This is a genomic window from Nocardioides conyzicola (assembly GCF_039543825.1).
GTDB classification, from domain to species: domain Bacteria; phylum Actinomycetota; class Actinomycetes; order Propionibacteriales; family Nocardioidaceae; genus Nocardioides; species Nocardioides conyzicola.
In genome coordinates, this window is sequence record NZ_BAABKM010000002.1 from 1,244,124 (window position 1) to 1,259,942 (window position 15,819).

At 72.1% G+C, this 15,819-nt stretch carries 14 protein-coding genes and 1 riboswitch; of the genes, 3 read left to right on the top strand and 11 right to left on the bottom strand.

Going from position 1 to position 15,819, the window contains the following annotated elements; all coding sequences use genetic code 11:
- Nucleotides 1-9: 9 nt before the first annotated feature.
- On the bottom strand, nucleotides 10-1,422 hold the full coding sequence (gene dacB / locus ABEA34_RS09095) for a D-alanyl-D-alanine carboxypeptidase/D-alanyl-D-alanine endopeptidase (protein WP_345520929.1): 1,413 nt from the start codon (nucleotides 1,420-1,422) through the stop codon (nucleotides 10-12).
- 99 nt (nucleotides 1,423-1,521) lie between these two features.
- Between dacB and ABEA34_RS09100 the strand changes: the two genes are divergently transcribed.
- Complete coding sequence (locus ABEA34_RS09100; protein ID WP_425576868.1) at nucleotides 1,522-2,037, top strand: inorganic diphosphatase; 516 nt, start codon at nucleotides 1,522-1,524, stop codon at nucleotides 2,035-2,037.
- A 121-nt stretch (nucleotides 2,038-2,158) separates the two neighbouring features.
- Here ABEA34_RS09100 and ABEA34_RS09105 read toward each other — a convergent pair whose 3' ends face one another.
- From ABEA34_RS09105 to ABEA34_RS09140, 8 genes are all read right to left on the bottom strand, one after another.
- Nucleotides 2,159-4,141 carry an acyl-CoA dehydrogenase family protein gene (locus tag ABEA34_RS09105; RefSeq protein ID WP_345520931.1) on the bottom strand — a complete coding sequence of 661 codons (1,983 nt, stop codon included), beginning with the start codon at nucleotides 4,139-4,141 and terminating at the stop codon, nucleotides 2,159-2,161.
- A gap of 64 nt (nucleotides 4,142-4,205) precedes the next feature.
- Nucleotides 4,206-5,492, bottom strand: coding sequence for an NlpC/P60 family protein (locus ABEA34_RS09110; protein WP_345520932.1), 1,287 nt, complete (start codon nucleotides 5,490-5,492; stop codon nucleotides 4,206-4,208).
- A 237-nt stretch (nucleotides 5,493-5,729) separates the two neighbouring features.
- Nucleotides 5,730-6,767, bottom strand: coding sequence for a phosphatase PAP2 family protein (locus tag ABEA34_RS09115; RefSeq protein ID WP_345520933.1), 1,038 nt, complete (start codon nucleotides 6,765-6,767; stop codon nucleotides 5,730-5,732).
- Nucleotides 6,768-6,794: 27 nt separating this feature from the next.
- A complete protein-coding gene (locus ABEA34_RS09120) occupies nucleotides 6,795-7,787 on the bottom strand; it encodes an ABC transporter ATP-binding protein (RefSeq protein WP_345520934.1) in 993 nt (330 codons plus the stop codon).
- On the bottom strand, nucleotides 7,787-9,421 hold the full coding sequence (locus ABEA34_RS09125) for an ABC transporter permease (protein ID WP_345520935.1): 1,635 nt from the start codon (nucleotides 9,419-9,421) through the stop codon (nucleotides 7,787-7,789). The genes ABEA34_RS09120 and ABEA34_RS09125 overlap by 1 nt, the downstream gene beginning before the upstream one ends.
- On the bottom strand, nucleotides 9,418-10,488 hold the full coding sequence (locus ABEA34_RS09130) for a thiamine ABC transporter substrate-binding protein (protein ID WP_345520936.1): 1,071 nt from the start codon (nucleotides 10,486-10,488) through the stop codon (nucleotides 9,418-9,420). The genes ABEA34_RS09125 and ABEA34_RS09130 overlap by 4 nt, the downstream gene beginning before the upstream one ends.
- Nucleotides 10,478-10,586: riboswitch (TPP riboswitch) on the bottom strand. It overlaps the preceding gene by 11 nt.
- Before the next feature lie 26 nt (nucleotides 10,587-10,612).
- Nucleotides 10,613-11,488: an RNA polymerase sigma-70 factor gene (locus ABEA34_RS09135; RefSeq protein ID WP_345520937.1), complete on the bottom strand. Its 876-nt coding sequence runs from the start codon at nucleotides 11,486-11,488 to the stop codon at nucleotides 10,613-10,615.
- On the bottom strand, nucleotides 11,485-12,072 hold the full coding sequence (locus tag ABEA34_RS09140; RefSeq protein WP_345520938.1) for a carboxymuconolactone decarboxylase family protein: 588 nt from the start codon (nucleotides 12,070-12,072) through the stop codon (nucleotides 11,485-11,487). The genes ABEA34_RS09135 and ABEA34_RS09140 overlap by 4 nt, the downstream gene beginning before the upstream one ends.
- 96 nt (nucleotides 12,073-12,168) lie before the next feature.
- Between ABEA34_RS09140 and ABEA34_RS09145 the strand changes: the two genes are divergently transcribed.
- Together ABEA34_RS09145 and ABEA34_RS09150 are read left to right on the top strand one after the other, a co-directional pair.
- The gene (locus ABEA34_RS09145; protein ID WP_345520939.1) at nucleotides 12,169-13,083 is read left to right on the top strand and encodes an alpha/beta hydrolase; all 915 of its coding nucleotides are present in this window, start codon (nucleotides 12,169-12,171) and stop codon (nucleotides 13,081-13,083) included.
- On the top strand, nucleotides 13,080-13,520 hold the full coding sequence (locus tag ABEA34_RS09150; RefSeq protein ID WP_345520940.1) for a GNAT family N-acetyltransferase: 441 nt from the start codon (nucleotides 13,080-13,082) through the stop codon (nucleotides 13,518-13,520). Before ABEA34_RS09145 ends, ABEA34_RS09150 begins: the two co-directional genes overlap by 4 nt.
- A 4-nt stretch (nucleotides 13,521-13,524) precedes the next feature.
- Here the strand turns inward: ABEA34_RS09150 and ABEA34_RS09155 are convergent, their stop codons facing one another.
- Both ABEA34_RS09155 and ABEA34_RS09160 read right to left on the bottom strand, forming a co-directional pair.
- Nucleotides 13,525-15,174: a DUF885 domain-containing protein gene (locus tag ABEA34_RS09155; RefSeq protein WP_345520941.1), complete on the bottom strand. Its 1,650-nt coding sequence runs from the start codon at nucleotides 15,172-15,174 to the stop codon at nucleotides 13,525-13,527.
- 39 nt (nucleotides 15,175-15,213) lie between these two features.
- Nucleotides 15,214-15,774: an ArsR/SmtB family transcription factor gene (locus ABEA34_RS09160; protein ID WP_345520942.1), complete on the bottom strand. Its 561-nt coding sequence runs from the start codon at nucleotides 15,772-15,774 to the stop codon at nucleotides 15,214-15,216.
- Nucleotides 15,775-15,819: the final 45 nt, after the last annotated feature.

The window sequence follows — 15,819 nt, forward strand, 5'->3', positions numbered from 1 at the left end:
GTCCAACGCCTACGCCGCGCAGCGACAGGCCGCGAGAGCCGACGCGATGTCGTCGAGGGCGGCCCGCGCGTCGAGGGTGTCGAGCAGCGCGATGTGGTCGGCGAGCACGGCGAAGACCATCGGCGTGCCCGTGCGGTCGGTCACCGTGCCGGCGAGGCCGCTGACGCCGGTGAGGGTGCCGGTCTTGGCCCGGACGCTCCCCCTCCCCTCCTTGTCGGAGCTCTCGGTGAACCGCTCCGAGAGCGAGCCGTTGAAGCCGGCGACGGGCAGACCGGTCAGCACCGGGCGCAGCGTCGGGTGCTCCGCCGAGCCCGCGGCGTCGAGCACGGCGGTGAGCGTGGCGGGGGCGAGCCGGTTGTCGCGGGACAGCCCGCTGCCGTCGTACGTCCTCGCGCCGGAGGTGGGGACCCCCAGCCCGGTGACGGTGTCCAGGACGGCCGCGGCGCCGCCGGTGAAGCTGGCGTCGGCGCCCGTGGCGAGGGCGACCTGGCGGGCGAGCACCTCGGCGGCCTCGTTGTCGCTGGTGAGCAGGGTGTGCTCGACGATCTGGGAGAGCGGGGGACTGGTGACCCGCGCGAGCTCGGCGGCGGCGGGGTCGGCCGTCTGCGGCGTCGGCACACCCACGACCTCGATGCCGGCGCGGGTGAGCGCCGCGGCGAACACCGTCGCCGCGGCCTGGGCCGGGTCGTCCACCCGGCCGTCGCCGTCGGCCGGCCGGCCCTCGTCAACCCAGAGCGACTGGATCGGTGCGACCACGCCGTCGGGGATGTAGGAGTCGGGCCAGTGCGGGCTGACGTCGGGGCCGGTGAACAGCGACGCGTCGTACCCGAGCCGGATCCGGGTGGTCCCGCTGGCGCTGAGCTGGGCGGCAGTCGCCCGGGCGAGGGTCTGGACGTCGGCCGGCCGCGGGTAGTCGTCCGGCTTCGGGCGGCTCGCCGACAGCAACGGGTCTCCCCCGCCGACGAGCACGATCCGCCGCGGCCCGGCGGAGACGACGGTGGTCGCGAAGGTCTGGTCCGGGCCCATGGTGTCGAGGGCGGCCGTGGCGGTGAGCAGCTTGAGGGTCGACGCGGGGACCGCGCCACCGCTGCCGCGGGCGAGCAGCGAGGTGCCGTCGAGCCCGGTGACGACCGCCAGCACGTGCGAGCCGAGGTCGTCGTCCTTCAGCAGGGGCGCGAGCGCGCGGCGTACCTTCGCCGGATCGGCGGTGCCGGTCGCCGCGACGGCGACCGGGCTGGGGTCGGTCAGCGGCGGCAGCTCGAGCCCGGCCGGCGCGGCGACCTGCTCCGGTTCCTCGGACGGATCGGGCTGGTCGCGGTCGACCCAGTACGCCGTACCTGCGCCCCCCAGAAGCGCCAGCACGACGATCACCGGGAGCCAGAACGCGAGGCGCGAGCCGTGGCGTGCGTCACGTCGGCCCACTTCTCGCCCCTTCCCGACTCCACGTTTGGCGCCATTGTGCGCGAGACTGGTCCGGGCCCGCGGGGCGGGCCTACCCAAGACTTAGTTGTTGGCCTGACGATGGCGGAGGATGACGTGCTCGAGTTCGACGTGCTGGTGGAGATCCCCAAGGGTGAGCGCAACAAGTACGAGGTCGACCACGAGTCGGGCCGGCTGCGCCTGGACCGCACGCTCTTCACGTCGACGGCGTACCCCGCCGACTACGGCTTCATCGAGGAGACCCTCGGCCAGGACGGCGACCCGCTCGACGCGCTCGTGATCCTGCAGCAGCCGACCTTCCCCGGGTGCCTGATCCGCTGCCGCGCGATCGGCATGTTCCGGATGACCGACGAGGCCGGCGGCGACGACAAGGTCCTCTGCGTCCCCGCCCAGGACCCGCGCCTGGAGCACCTGCGCGACATCTCGCACGTGTCGAAGTTCGACCGCCTCGAGATCCAGCACTTCTTCGAGGTCTACAAGGACCTCGAGCCCGGCAAGTCCGTCGAGGGCGCCGAGTGGGTCGGCCGGACCGAGGCCGAGGCCGAGGTCGTGGCCTCCTTCGAGCGCGCCAAGTCCGAGGGTTACACGACGCACTGAGCCGCTCCCAGGGATACCCGGTTAACCGGGTATCCCTGAACTTCTATGGCATTGCAGTGCCTGAGAAGTTCGAGATTCCCCGGTAGACCGGGGATTCCTGGGACAGGTGTGACTGCTGTGACTATCCCACCAGGTCCGGCGACCGCAGCATCGCGTCGGGGACACCCCAGGCGTCGACCAGGTCGACGGCGATGGGGCGGATCTTGCGGCACAGGGAGTTCACCTCGCGGCTGATCGCCTTGGACCGCTGCACGGTGAGCCGGCCGTGCTCCATGAACCACGCCCGGTCCGCCTCGATGGTGGACAGCGCGAAGAGGTCGCAGAGCAGGCCGAGCGCGACCCGGTTGCCCTCGGGCGCATCGGCGGGCAGGTCGCGGAGGCGCTCGACGAACGCCTCGAGGACGAGTCGCTCGACGTGCGCGTTGGCGGCACCGATGACGTGGTCCTGGACCTCGGAGAAGACGACGCCCGGGTTGAGCTTGCGGTCGATCCCGCGCTTGAGCCGGCGCGCGACGCCGGAGAGCATGTGCTCCTCGCGGAAGCGCAGCATGGCGAGCTGGTACTCCGAGTCGAGGAGACCGGCCTCCTGGTCCCACTCGTCGCCGCCGGGCAGCAGGTCCTTGACGCGTTCGAAGAGCTTGTGGGCCGACGTCCGCTCGATCACGGTCTCGACGGCGAGGTTGGTGACGAAGCGGACCATGCCGAGCTGGTCCATGTCCTCGAACTCGCTCGCGTAGTCGGTCAGCAGCCCCTTGGCGACGAGCTGGAGCAGCACGTGGTTGTCGCCCTCGAACGTCGTGAAGATGTCGCTGTCGGCCTTCAGCGCGGCGAACCGGTTGACCGCGAGGTAGCCGGCCCCGCCACAGGCCTCCCGGCACTCCTGGATCGTGCGGGTCGCGTGCCACGTGCCGAGCGCCTTGGTCCCGGCCGCCCGCCCCTCGAGCTCACGGCGGGCGATCTCGCTCTCGCCCTCGGTCGACTCGGACGAGAGGACGTCGTGCAGCTGCGTGCGTACGACGTCCTGCGCGAAGTGCAGCGCGTACGTGCGGGCGATCAGCGGCAGCAGCCGCCGCTGGTGCATGCCGTAGTCGAGGAGCAGCTGCTCCTCGGTGTCCGAGGCGGCCTCGAACTGACGACGGCGTACGGCGTACTTCGTGGCGATCGCGAGCGCCACCTTGCTCGCGTTGATGCCGGCGCCGCCGACGCAGACCCGGCCCTGGACGAGCGTGCCGAGCATCGTGAAGAAGCGGCGGTTGGGGTTGTCGATCGAGCTCGAGTAGACGCCCTCCGGCGAGACGTCGGCGAACCGGTTGAGCAGCGCCTCGCGCGGGACCCGCACGCCGTCGAACCAGAGCCGACCGTTGTCGACGCCGTTGAGGCCCATCTTGCGGCCGTCGTCCTCGACCCGGACGCCGTCCAGCACCGTGGTGCCCTTGCGGATCGGGACCACGAAGGCGTGCACGCCCTCGGACGTGCCGCCGACCTCGAGCTGGGCGAAGACGACCGCGAGCTCGGCGTGCTTGGCCGCGTTGCCGATGTAGTCCTTGCGCGCCTGGTCGCCGTGCGTCGTGATCACGAACTCCTGGGTCGCGACGTCGTACGTCGCCACCGTGCCGAGCGCCTGCACGTTGGACCCGTGGCCGGTCTCGGTCATCGCGAAGCAGCCCATCAGCTTGCCGGTGACGAGGTCCTGCAGGTACGCGTCGTGGTGCGCCTTCGTGCCGAGCTGGAGGATCGCGCCGCCGAACAGCCCGAACTGCACCCCGACCTTGACCAGCACCGACAGGTCGCCGAAGGCGAGCGTCTCGAAGGCCGCGATGGAGGCGCCGATGTCGCCGCCGCCGCCGTACTCCTGGGGGAAGCCCATCCCGGTCTGCCCGGTCGCCGCCATCTCCACGACGATGTCGCGGACGCGCTCGCGGAAGTCGTCGATGCCGAGCTCGTCGGCCTCGTCCAGGACGGAGGCGTACTCCGCGAGGTTGGTGCGCACCAGGTTGCGGACCTCGGCGTACGTGCCGTCGAGGAGCCCGGTCAGTGCCGGTACGTCGACCTCGGGCTGGACGTAGCCGGGCGCGCTCACGGGGACGGCGGTGTCGGTGGCCATGTCCCGAGGACTACCCATCGGGGATCGGCTTCAAGCGGTGATCTGGACCTCTCCGGCCCGTCGATCAGGGCCGGGCGTAGAAGTTCGGCGCGGTCCAGGAGTACATCGACTCCTCGCGCACCGGTACGCCGGTCCGCGGAGCCTCGATGATCCGGCCACCGCCGATGTAGAGCGCCACGTGGTAGATCGAGCCCGGGTTGCTGCTGGAGCCCCAGAAGACCAGGTCCCCGGGCTGCAGCTGGCCGGGCGAGATCGGCGTGGACTGCTCGTACTGCGCCACCGAGTAGTGCGGCAGGTAGGTGCCACCGGCCTGCCAGGCGCCGGCGGTCAGGCCGGAGCAGTCCCAGGCGTTCGGGCCCGCGGCTCCCCAGCGGTAGGGCTCCCCGATCTGGGCGCGGGCGAAGGCGATCGCCGCCTGCGCGCCCGACTTCGGGGACGGCGCCGTCGGGGGCGGCGCGGGCGTCTCCGGCTCGGGGTCGGTCGTGGGCTCGTCGCTCGGCTCCTGGGTCGGCTGGCTCGTCGGCTCGCTCGTCGGCTCGCTCGTCGGCTGACTCGTCGGCTGGGCGGGCGCCGCGGGCTCCTGCTCCTGCTCCTGCTCCTGCACCGCGGCAGCGGCCGCGGCACGCGCGGCCCGGGCCTCCAGCGTCGACTGGCGCCGCTGGGCGAGGTCGACGCTGATGTGCTGGAGCTCGGCGAGCCGCGTGATCAACGTGGCCTTCTCCGCGGCGATCGCCTGCGCGTCGGAGGCAGCGGCGTCGGCGGCCCGCTGGGCGGACCGCTTCGCCTCGAGCGCGTCCCGCTCCGCCTTCTCGGCGTCCGTGCGGGCCCGCTCGGCCCGGTCGCGGGCCACGTCGGCGACCACGGCGGCCGCGCGGAACTCGTCGTAGTTGCCGTCGAGCGCGTCCTCGGCGTTGCCCATCGTAACGGTCCGCTCCTGGACGGAGGTGATCCCGTGGGAGTGGACGATGGCCGACAGCGCGGTGAGGCTGGGCTGGAGCTCGTACGACGTCACCAGGGAGTCGGTGTAGGCCCGGCGCTGCCGCTCGACGTCGGCCTCGGCCGCGGTGACGCCCTGCTGGGCCTTCGCGGCGGCCTCCCGGGCCTGGTCGGCGTGCCAGCGCGCACCGTTGAACGCCTCGGCCGCCTGCGCCGCCACGACCGCGGACTGCTGGAGCCGCTGGTTGGCGACGACGAGCCGGGCGCGCACCGAGGCGACGTCGTCGGCCTGGGCGCGAACCGCCGTACGGGCGTCGCGCACGTCGCTCTTGCTGGGGACGGTGTCGTCGTCAGCGGCCGCGACCCCGCCGGCCAGACCGGCGACCAGGAGGGCCATCACGGTGGTCGTCGCCATGCGCGCTCGCACCGGTCTGCCCCCTCGTCCGACCACCCCGAGCGGGCGGCACGCGAGTCACGCTAGACAACTTTCGTCCCATTGGGAACAACTTTCACAAGTTTATCTTGCGTTACCGGCGTGTCGCCTTGACGAACTACAAGGTTGTAATTCATCGCGTCCGGTCATAGCCACGGACGAGATGGCGGTCGCGGGCGCGCCAGAGCGACCATCCCGCCCGTGGCTATCCGGACGGACTCAGCTGTCGACCGGCACCTTCGAGGTGGTGGTGGTCGGGTGCGAGGCGAGGCCGTGACGGTCGAACTTCTGGCCGCTGGCGATGCCGCCGACGTAGAACGACACCAGCGCGATCGCGACGCCCGCGATGTCGTCGGCGACGTAGTGCCAGCCGAAGTAGATGGTCGCGACCACGATCAGCCCGAAGTTGATCCAGAACGCGACGCGAACGATGCGGCTCTGCACGGTGAACTGGACCATGAGGGCCCACAGCAGCGCGATCCCCGTGTGCAGGCTGGCGAAGCCGGCCACGGTCTGCGCTCGGCCGTCTCCCCAGCGGACGTACTGACGCGCGTTGACGAGCGAGTCGATGAGGTCACTTGTCCCGGTGTGCGCCAGTGACTGGTAGAGCGACACGTACTCGAGCCCAGGCCCGATCGTCGGCAGCGCGTAGTAGGAGATGGTCCCCAGCGTCCAGGCGATGCCCTGCGACGTCACGAACCACCAGCCGTAGGACAGGTTGCGCGACCAGACCACCCAGACCGTCACCATGATCGCGACCATCGGGATGAAGAGCAGGTAGAACGTCGACAGGAAGTGGGCCGTCACGGAGGTGCCGAGGATGTCGTGGAGCAGCGAGCTCGGGTAGTGGCCGAAGAACAGCATCCGGTCGAGCGCGTGCAGCTCGCGGTCGTAGGTCCGGTCGCTCACCAGCGGCAGGAACGACTTGAGGTTGCGGTAGCAGACGTAGATCACGTAGAAGCAGGCGATGCCGAGCAGCACCAGCGTGACCCGCTCCCGGGTCCAGTGGGTGCGCCACCGGTCCCGCACGATCTCGGGCCACCGGGTCGGCCGACCACGCGAGATCCAGAGAGCGCGCGGCACCAGGTCGAGGACGAGGGCACCGACGCAGAGGATCGGCAGCCGGACCCACGCAGGGCCGAGGAAGCTGCCGTCGGGGTCGATCAGCGGTCGGCCGACGGACCACGCGGTGATCGCCGCCCAGACGCCCATGACGGCGGCGTTGACCACGAGCAGGGTCCAGGCACGGCGATACACGCCCGCCAGTGTAGGGAGTGCGACCCGTCAGTGACGGGCTGGTGTCACGGCAAGCCGTGAGGCGTCGACCACCATCGTCACCCGGTCGCCTGCGGCCGGATGGGTGTCCAGGCGGGCCACCGCGTCCAGCTCGCCGATGCCGGCGACGTCGACGACCAGCCGGATCTGCTCGGGCGTGACCCGGGCCGACACCACCGTGCCGGACAGCGGTCCGGCGGGAGCGACCACCAGCGCGGAGCGGCGTACGGCGACCGCCTCGTCCGACGGCGGCAGCTCCGCGGCGCGCAGCAGCGCGGCCGCCGAGGCGCCCTCCAGGACCCGGGCGTAGCCCAGGAAGAGCGCGGTCTCCGCGTCGGCCGGCGCCCGCCAGACCGCGGAGATCTCCCCCTGCTGGACGACCCGGCCGGCGCGCATGACGGCCAGCCGGTCGGCCACCGTGAAGGCCTCCTCCTGGTCGTGCGTCACCATCAGCGCGGTCGTCCCGGCCTCGCGCAGGATGTCGCGCAGGTCGTGGGCGAGGCGCTCCCGCAGCCCGGCGTCGAGCGCCGACAGGGGCTCGTCGAGCAGCAGCAGCCGGGGCTGCACGGCGAGCGAGCGCGCCAGCGCGGCCCGCTGCCGCTCGCCACCGGAGAGGGTCGCCGGCAGGCGGTCCGCGTAGCCCTCGAGCCCGACCAGCGCCAGCAGCTCGCGCACCCGCGCGGCGGCGTTCGGCGTACGACGCAGACGCAGGGCGTAGCCGACGTTGCGTGCCACCGTCAGGTGCCCGAAGAGCTGGCCGTCTTGGAACATCAGCGCGAAGCCCCGCTTGTGGGTGGGGGTGCCCGCGAGGTCGGTGCCGTCCCAGGAGATCCGGCCCGCCGACACCGGTTCGAGGCCGGCGACCGCACGCAGCAGCGTGGACTTGCCCGAGCCGCTCGGACCGAGCACCGCGAGCACCTGACCGTCCTCGACGCGCAGCGTGGCGTCGATGACCGCAGGCACGCCGTCGTACGCGACCGAGACGTCCTCGACGGTGAGCATCAGAAGGCTCCCAGCGACGGCACGCGCAGCCGCTCGACCGCGAGCATCACCGCGGCCGTGGTGGCGGCGAGGACGACGGACGCGGCGAGGGCCATGCCGTAGTTCATCGCACCGGGGTGACCGATGAGGTGGAAGATCACGATCGGCATGGTCGGGTGCTCGTCCCGGGCCAGGAACGACGTGGCGCCGAACTCCCCCAGCGACACCGCGAACGCGAACCCGGCAGCCGCGACGAGCGGCTTCCAGAGCACCGGCAGGTCGACGGTCGCGAAGGCCCGGAGCGGTCCGGCGCCGAGCGACGCCGCGGCCTGCCGCTGCCGGTCGTCGACGCCGGCGAGGGCGGGCGCGAGGGTGCGTACGACGAGCGGGAGGGCGACCAGGGCCTGGGCGATCGGCACCAGGAGCACCGAGTCGCGCAGGTCGAGCGGCGGCCGGTCGAGGGTGATCAGGAAGCCGAAGCCGAGGGTCACCGCGGAGACCCCGAGCGGCAGCATGAAGAGGCCGTCGACCAGTCCGCGGGTCCGTCGTTCCGCCCTCGTGTGCGAGCGCCGGGTGACGATCACCGCGACCGCCAGCCCGAGCGACAGCGACATCCAGGTCGCGTCGACGGCTGTCCGCAGCGAGGTGACGAGCGCGTCCGTGACGGGCACCAGCAACGCGTCCCGCGACCCGACCGTCGTCAGGGCGCGGTAGTTGCCGGTCCCCCAGCCGTCACCGACCTGCAGCGAGCCGACGACCAGGGCGGCGATCGGCAGCCCGACCAGCACCCCGACCAGCGCCGTCACGAGCAGGCTCGGCCAGTCTCGGCGCGAGACCCGGGGCGGCCGGGCCGTCGTCCGGGCGAGGCTCGGGTCGGCGACCGCCCGCAGCCGGCTGGTCACGAACAGCAGCGCGGTGATCGCCACCAGCTGCACGACCGAGAGCGCCGCCGCGGCCTGGAGGTCGAGGAGGTTGGTGGTGAGCAGGTAGATCTCGGTCTCGACCGACGAGTAGCGCAGCCCGCCGAGCGTGAGCACCACCCCGAACGCCGTCGCGCAGAAGAGGAACACGACGCTCGCCGCCGACACGATCGCCGGCCGCAGAGCGGGCAGGGTCACCGTGCGGAAGACGTACGCCGGTCCGGCGCCGAGCGCGGCCGCGGCCTCCGCCGGACGCGGGTCGAGCGACTCCCAGGCCGCACCGACGGCGCGGATCACGACCGCCACGTTGAAGAACGCCAGGCCGGCGACGATCGCCGCCGCCGACCCGTCGAGCCCCAGGAAGCCGAGCGGGCCGGCCTCACCGATCAGCTCGCGGAACGCGACCCCCACGACCACCGTGGGCAGCACGAACGGCACGAGCAGCACCGCCCGCAGGACGCCGCGGCCGGGGAAGCGCCGGCGGTGCAGCAGGTGCGCGGCGGGTACGCCGAGCAGCACCGCCACCGCCGTGCCCGCCGACGCCGACCAGACCGTGAACCAGATGACCCGCAGCGTCCGCGGCCGCGTCAGGACCTCGGCGACCGCTCCCGGGTCGAAGTGGCCGTCGACCCAGAACCCCTCCGAGAGCATCCCGCTGACCGGCAGCACGAAGAACACGCCGAGCACGGCCAGCGGCACCGCCGCCAGGCCGACCAGCGTGAGGATCCGTCTCATCGTGAGGTGAGGTCGCTCCACTCCCGCAGCCAGTCGTCGCGGTGCGCGGCGATGTCGGCGGGGTCCACCTGCCAGGGGTCGGTCGGCTGCTTCGCGTACGACGCCCAGTCGGCCGGCAGCTGCACCGATGGGTCGACCGGGAAGACGTACATGCTGTCGGGCAGCGCGGCCTGCACCTCCGGGCTGAGCAGGAAGTCGACGAGAGCCCGGGCGCCGTCAGGGTTGTCGGCACCCTTCAGCACCCCGGCGTACTCCACCTGGCGGAAGCAGGTGTCGAGCAGCGCGCTGGTCGTCGACGTCCCGTCGTCGCCGACCGTGAACGCCGGCGAGGAGTCGTAGGACAGCACGATCGGCCGGTCGCCCTTGCCGCCGCCCTGGGTGAAGTCGACCTCGTAGGCGTCCGACCACCCGGCGTCGAGCTTGGTGCCGTTGTCCATCAGCTTGGTCCAGTAGTCCGGCCAGTCGTCGCCGTACTTCGCGATCGTCGCGAGCAGGAAGGCCATCCCCGGCGAGCTGGTCGCGGCACCGGGGGCGACGAAGAGGTCGCGGTAGGCCGGCTTCACCAGGTCGTCGAGGCCGGTCGGCGGGGCGACGTCGTGCTCGGCGAACCAGGTGTCGTCGACGTTCACGCACACGCTCGCCTTGTCGACCGGCGTCAGCGCCTGGTCGTCGTCACCGGCGACCAGGAGCTGGTCGGCCCCCGCCGGCAGCTTCGCGGCGTACGGCGCGAACACCCCCTCGTCCAGGGCTCGCGACGCGAACGTGTTGTCGACGCCGAAGGCCACGTCGCCCAGCGGGTTGTCCTTGGTCAGCACCAGCTTGTTGGTCAGCGCGCCGGCGTCGCCCGACGCACGGGTCTCGAGCTGGTAGCCGGTGTCCTTCTCGAACTTCTTCTGCAGCTCCTCGGGCAGCACGAACGACTCGTGCGTGACCAGCACGACCCGCTTCGAGACGTGCCCGGAGGCCGTCCCCTCGCCGGGACCGTCGTCGTCACCGCCGATCGCCGAGCAGGCCGAGGCGGCCAGCACGATCGCCAGGACGGGCGCGAACACACGCAGAGATCTCACGGTGACTCCCTATCGCCGGTACTAACCGGATCAGGTTCGTAGGGTCTGCGGCTTCTCCGCACTCTCAGCACGCGTGGCGTGCTCCCCTGTCTTGTGGGTCGACCTTAGCCCCTCACGCTCGGCCTCACCGGGTCAGGGCGACCACGGCATCCAAGCGGGCGAGCTTGGCGGGGTTGCGGACGACGTACAGCCCGGTGACCAGCCCGCCCTCGACCACGAACGACACGATCGTGTCGAGCTCGCCGTCGATGACGATCCGCAGCGCCGGGGCGCCGTTGACGACCACGACGTCCGCCTCGGCCGGGCCGCCGGACACCCCGTCGAGGAAGCGCACGACCTTGTCGGCCCCGAGGATCGGCCGCAGGGCCGCCTTCTTGACCCCGCCGCCGTCGGTGATCAGCACGACGTCGGGGGCGAGCACGTCGAGGAGGCTCTGGATGTCACCGGTCGACGCGGCCACCATGAACAGCTGCAGCACCCGGTCGCGCTCCCGCGGTGTGGCCTCGGCGCGCGGCCGGCGTTCGGCGACGTGCGCCCGTGCCCTGCTGGCGATCTGGCGTACGGCGGCCGGCGTCTTGTCGACCGCCGCGGCGATCTCGTCGTACCCGAAGTCGAAGACGTCGCGCAGCACGAACACCGCCCTCTCGGTGGGCGCCAGGGTCTCGAGCACCGTCAGCATCGCGACCGACACGGAGTCGGCGAGCTCGACGTCCTCGGCCACGTCGGGGGTGGTCAGCAGCGGCTCGGGCAGCCACGGCCCGACGTACGACTCACGGCGCCGGGCGTTGGTGCGCATCCGGTTCAGGGCCAGCCGGGTGGTGATCCGGACCAGGTAGGCACGCTCGTCCCGCACCCCGGTCCGGTCCACGTCGACCCAGCGCAGCCAGGTCTCCTGCAGCACGTCCTCGGCGTCCGCGGCCGAGCCGAGCATCTCGTAGGCCACCGTGAAGAGCAGGTTGCGGTGGGCGACGAAGACCTCGGTGGCGTCCGGGGCGCTCATGCCTGCTCCATGACTCCGGACGGTACGGCGAGCGGCAGCCCGCAGACATCCGAATATCCCTGGCTCTGCAGACCCGCGGCCGAGTTGAAGCGCGACCGCATGTTCTCCAGGGCCACCATCTGCGTCAGCTCGACGACCGCGGGGGCGCCGAGCTGCTCGAGCAGGTGCGCCGTCATCTCGTCGGTGACCGTCAGCGGGGTGGTGCTCATCGCCTCGGCGTACGCGAGGACGTCGCGCTCGAGCGGCGTGAAGACGTCGGACTCGCGCCACCGCGGCACCTCGCGCACCTTGGCGAGGTCGAGGCCGTCGTGGTGGGCCATGAAGTAGCCGAAGTCCAGGCACCAGCTGCAGCCGATGACGCCGGCGCTGGCGAGCTGGGCGTAGGACTTGAGCGTCGGGTCGAGGGCGTCCCACTTGGCGACCTTGCCCTCGAAGCCGAAGATCGCCTTCAGCACCTTCGGCTGGTGGAAGTAGACGTAGGCGTTGTCGGGGATGGCGCCGAAGGTACGGCGGGCGTAGGCCGCCATCACCTTGCCGTAGAGGCCGGTGATCGGAGCCTTCGGGATGCGGAACGTGCTGGGCATGTCTCCTCCATGTCGTCCGATGTCGTGCTGCGGTCGTGCGTGTCGGCATGGAGACACCGCCCGGTCGGGGTCTGTGACATCTCTACGCTGTCTTCCATGCCGAGCCGACGCCACCAGCTGCTCGCCTGGGCGGTCCCACGCATCCGGAAGGCCAGCGAGCTCGAGTCACCGGAGATCGAGCGGGCCCGCCTCGCGGAGTGGCAGGCGGCGGCTCCGCGCACGCTCCCGACCCAGCTGGTCCGCGGCTTCGAGAAGCGGTTCGGCGTCGTCACCGAGATGCTCACCGGCCCCGCCGGCGACTTCGCGTCGTACGTCGTCACGCCGCGCGGCACCGACCCGCGCCGTACCGTCCTCTACCTGCACGGCGGCGGCTACGTCTCGGGCATCGACCCCAACCACGTCCGCTACGCGACCCGGCTGGCGGTCGCGCTCGGCGCCCGGGTCGTGCTGCCCGACTACCCGCTGGCCCCTGACCACAGCTGGCGCGACTCGCACGCGGTCGTCGCCGACCTCGCGACGCGCTGGGCACAAGACTCCGCCGACCTCGTCATCGCCGGGGACTCCGCAGGCGGCGGCTACGCCCTGGCGCTGGCGCTGACCCTCCGCGACCGAGGCGGCCCGCAGGCGTCGCGCCTGGTCCTGCACTCGCCGTGGGTCGACCTGACGACGAGCACACCCGAGACCGCCGACTTCTCCGCGCGCGACCCCTGGCTCAAGCTGAGCAAGCTCGAGGCGTACGCCGGGTGGTGGGCCGGGTCGCCCGACGACCTCGGCCGACCCGAGGTGAGCCCGGCGCTCGGCGACCTGCGCGGCCTCCCGCCGACGCTGATGTTCTGCGGCACCCGCGACACCCTGGCGCCCGGCTGCCGGATGCTCGAGCGCCGCGCGGCAGAGGCCGACTGGGACCTCACCTACATCGAGGTCGCCGACCTGATCCACGTCTACCCGTTGCTGCCGTTCGTCCCCGAGGCGCAGGACGCGTGGGCCCGCACGACGGAGTTCCTCCGATGATCGCCAGCGCCCTCGGCTTCGACGAGATCGACACCCGCACGCTCTACGAGATCTGCCGGCTCCGGCAGCAGGTGTTCGTGGTCGAGCAGGAGTGCCCCTACCCCGACCTCGACGGCCGCGACCTCGAGCAGGAGACCCGCCACATCCTCATGCACGACCAGGGTCGGCTGGTCGGCTACGCACGGGTGCTCGACGACCAGGTGGACGGAGAGCCCGTGTGGCGGATCGGCCGCGTCGTCGTCGCGCCGGACAAGCGCGGCGGCAAGGTCGGCGAGGGCGTGATGATCCGGGCCCGGATGACCTGCCCCGACCGCGACATCGTCCTTGACGCACAGTCGCAGCTCGTGCGCTGGTACGCCGGCATGAGCTTCGCCGTCGACGGACCGGAGTTCATCGAGGACGGGATCCCGCACACCCCGATGCGGTTCAGCCGCTGACGCCTCAGAGGCGGGCGAGGGAGGCCCGGAGCGGGTCGAGGCCCATCGAGCCGAGGTCCAGCGCGGCGCGGTGGAAGGCGCGGAGGTCGAAGTCGGCACCGTGCCGCGCCTGCGCGTCCGCCCGGGCCTCGAGCCAGATCCGCTCACCGACCTTGTACGACGGCGCCTGACCCGGCCAGCCGAGGTAGCGCAGCACCTCGAAGCGCAGCATCGCGTCGTCCATGCGTGAGTGGATCCGCATGAACTCGAAGACCAGGTCGGGCGTCCACCGCTCCCCCGGCCGCCAGCCGAACGGGTTGTCCTCCGGGACCCGGAGCTCGAGGTGCAGCCCGATGTCGACGATCACCCGGGCGGCCCGGAAGCCCTGCATGTCGAGCATCCCGATCCGGTTGCCGGGGTCCTCCAGGTAGCCGAGCTCGTCCATCAGCCGCTCGCTGTAGAGCGCCCAGCCCTCGCCGTGCCCGCTCACCCAGCAGAGCAGGCGCTGCCAGCGGTTGAGCGCCTCCGCGCGGTAGACCGTCTGGCCGACCTGGAGGTGATGGCCGGGCACGCCCTCGTGGTAGACCGTCGTGACCTCGCGCCAGGTGGTCAGCTGGGCGCTGTCGTCCGGCAGCGACCACCACATCCGGCCCGGCCGCGAGAAGTCCTCGCTCGGACCGGTGTAGTAGACGCCGCCGTCGTTGGTCGGGGCGAGGCAGCACTCGATCCGGCGGATCGGCTCGGGGATGTCGAAGTGCACGTCGGCCAGGTCGGCGATGGTCCGGTCGGCGAGCTGCTGCATCCAGTCGCGGAACTCCTCGCGGCTCCCGAGCCGGCGCGCCGGGTCGGCGTCGAGCGCGGCCACGGCGTCCTGGATGCTGCCGGCCGGGACGATCCGGTCGCTGGTCGCGACCATGTCGTCGGTGAGCCGCTTGAGCTCCTCCCAGCCCCACCGGTAGGTCTCCTCGAGGTCCACGCTCGCGCCGAGGAACTCCCGCGAGGCGAGCGCGTAGCGCTCCGGCCCGACCGCCTCCTTCTCGAGCCCGCGCGGGGCCAGGTCCGTCTCGAGCCAGCGCCCGAGGTCGGCGTACGCCGCGCTCGCGGCCCGCGCCTCGGCCGCCTCCGGGAGCAGACCCGTGAAGAAGTCGCCGCTCGCCCCCTCCTGGCCGGTCCAGCGCCGGATCTGGCCGGCCACCTCGGCGTACTGCCGCCGGGCGACGACCCGGCCCCGCGACGCCTCCTCGGCGAGCGTCGCGCGGTAGCCCTCCAGTGCGGCCGGGACGCCGGCCAGGCGGGCACGGACGTCCTCGCGGCCCTCGTCGGTCTCGACCGACATCAGGTCGAACGACTCCCGGATCGCGTGCGCCCAGCTGCTGATGACCGACAGCTCCGACCGGTCGTGGCCGGCGTCGGCGTTCTCGACCGTGAGCCCGACCCGCTCGAGGAACGCGTCACGCGCCACCGCCTGGCGCTCGTCGGCCGGAGCGGCCGCGGTCATCGAGGCGACCGCGCGGCGGGCCAGGTCGGCCCGGGCCTCGAAGCCGGCCGGCGACAGGTCGGGCAGCTCGTGGTCGTGGCCGGCGATGCCGGCGGCCGTGGCCGTGATCGGGTCGAGCGCCGCCACGTCCTCGACGTACTGGTCGGCGATGGCGTCCACGGTGCTCGGCGAGTTCACCCGGCTCAGCCTAGAGAGCGCGCGCCGGCGATGCCGAACTCATTCCACCGTCGGAAGGGACGGGTGCTCGGTGGGGTAGATGCCGACCGCGAACCCGTAGGTGGTCTCGCCGGACCTCGGCAGCCGTTCGAACTCGTCGACGAGGTGGGCGATCCGCTCCCAGAACTCACCCGCCTGGTCCTCCGAGATGCGGGCGTGCCGGATGAAGCCCCAGAGCCTGCCCTGCTCGAACGCCGCCGCCGACTCCTGGGCCGCGACCGCGAAGTCGTTGAAGTCGGTCGGCATCTCCTCGCCGGCCGAGGGCTCGGCGGCGACGTAGAACATGCGCGCAGTGCGTCCGTAGAACCGCTCCTCGATCGCCCGCACCTTCCGCGTGCGCACCACACGGAGCAGATCGGCCCTGGCGAGCACGTCCACGTGGTGCGCCACGGTGCTCTTGGGCCGCCCCACCGCGGTCGCGAGCTCGGTGACGGTCGCCGCCCGCTCGTGCAGGAGCTGCAGGATCGTGGTGCGCAGCGGGTGGCCGACGGCCCTGACCTGGGCGGGGCGCGTCAGCGCCATCCGATCGGCCAGCTCGTAGTCCGGGGGGTTGTCGACCATGGCACAACAGACTAGCGTCGCCGAACGTTCCACAAACTTGGATCA

Coding starts and splice junctions, on each gene's coding strand:
- ABEA34_RS09100 (WP_425576868.1), top strand. CDS start 1,522: ATGGCGGAGGATGACGTGCTCGAGTTCGACGTGCTGGTGGAGATCCCC.
- ABEA34_RS09160 (WP_345520942.1), bottom strand. CDS start 15,774: ATGGTCGACAACCCCCCGGACTACGAGCTGGCCGATCGGATGGCGCTG.
- ABEA34_RS09110 (WP_345520932.1), bottom strand. CDS start 5,492: ATGGCGACGACCACCGTGATGGCCCTCCTGGTCGCCGGTCTGGCCGGC.
- ABEA34_RS09140 (WP_345520938.1), bottom strand. CDS start 12,072: ATGCCCAGCACGTTCCGCATCCCGAAGGCTCCGATCACCGGCCTCTAC.
- ABEA34_RS09105 (WP_345520931.1), bottom strand. CDS start 4,141: ATGGCCACCGACACCGCCGTCCCCGTGAGCGCGCCCGGCTACGTCCAG.
- ABEA34_RS09150 (WP_345520940.1), top strand. CDS start 13,080: ATGATCGCCAGCGCCCTCGGCTTCGACGAGATCGACACCCGCACGCTC.
- ABEA34_RS09120 (WP_345520934.1), bottom strand. CDS start 7,787: ATGCTCACCGTCGAGGACGTCTCGGTCGCGTACGACGGCGTGCCTGCG.
- ABEA34_RS09125 (WP_345520935.1), bottom strand. CDS start 9,421: ATGAGACGGATCCTCACGCTGGTCGGCCTGGCGGCGGTGCCGCTGGCC.
- ABEA34_RS09135 (WP_345520937.1), bottom strand. CDS start 11,488: ATGAGCGCCCCGGACGCCACCGAGGTCTTCGTCGCCCACCGCAACCTG.
- ABEA34_RS09145 (WP_345520939.1), top strand. CDS start 12,169: ATGCCGAGCCGACGCCACCAGCTGCTCGCCTGGGCGGTCCCACGCATC.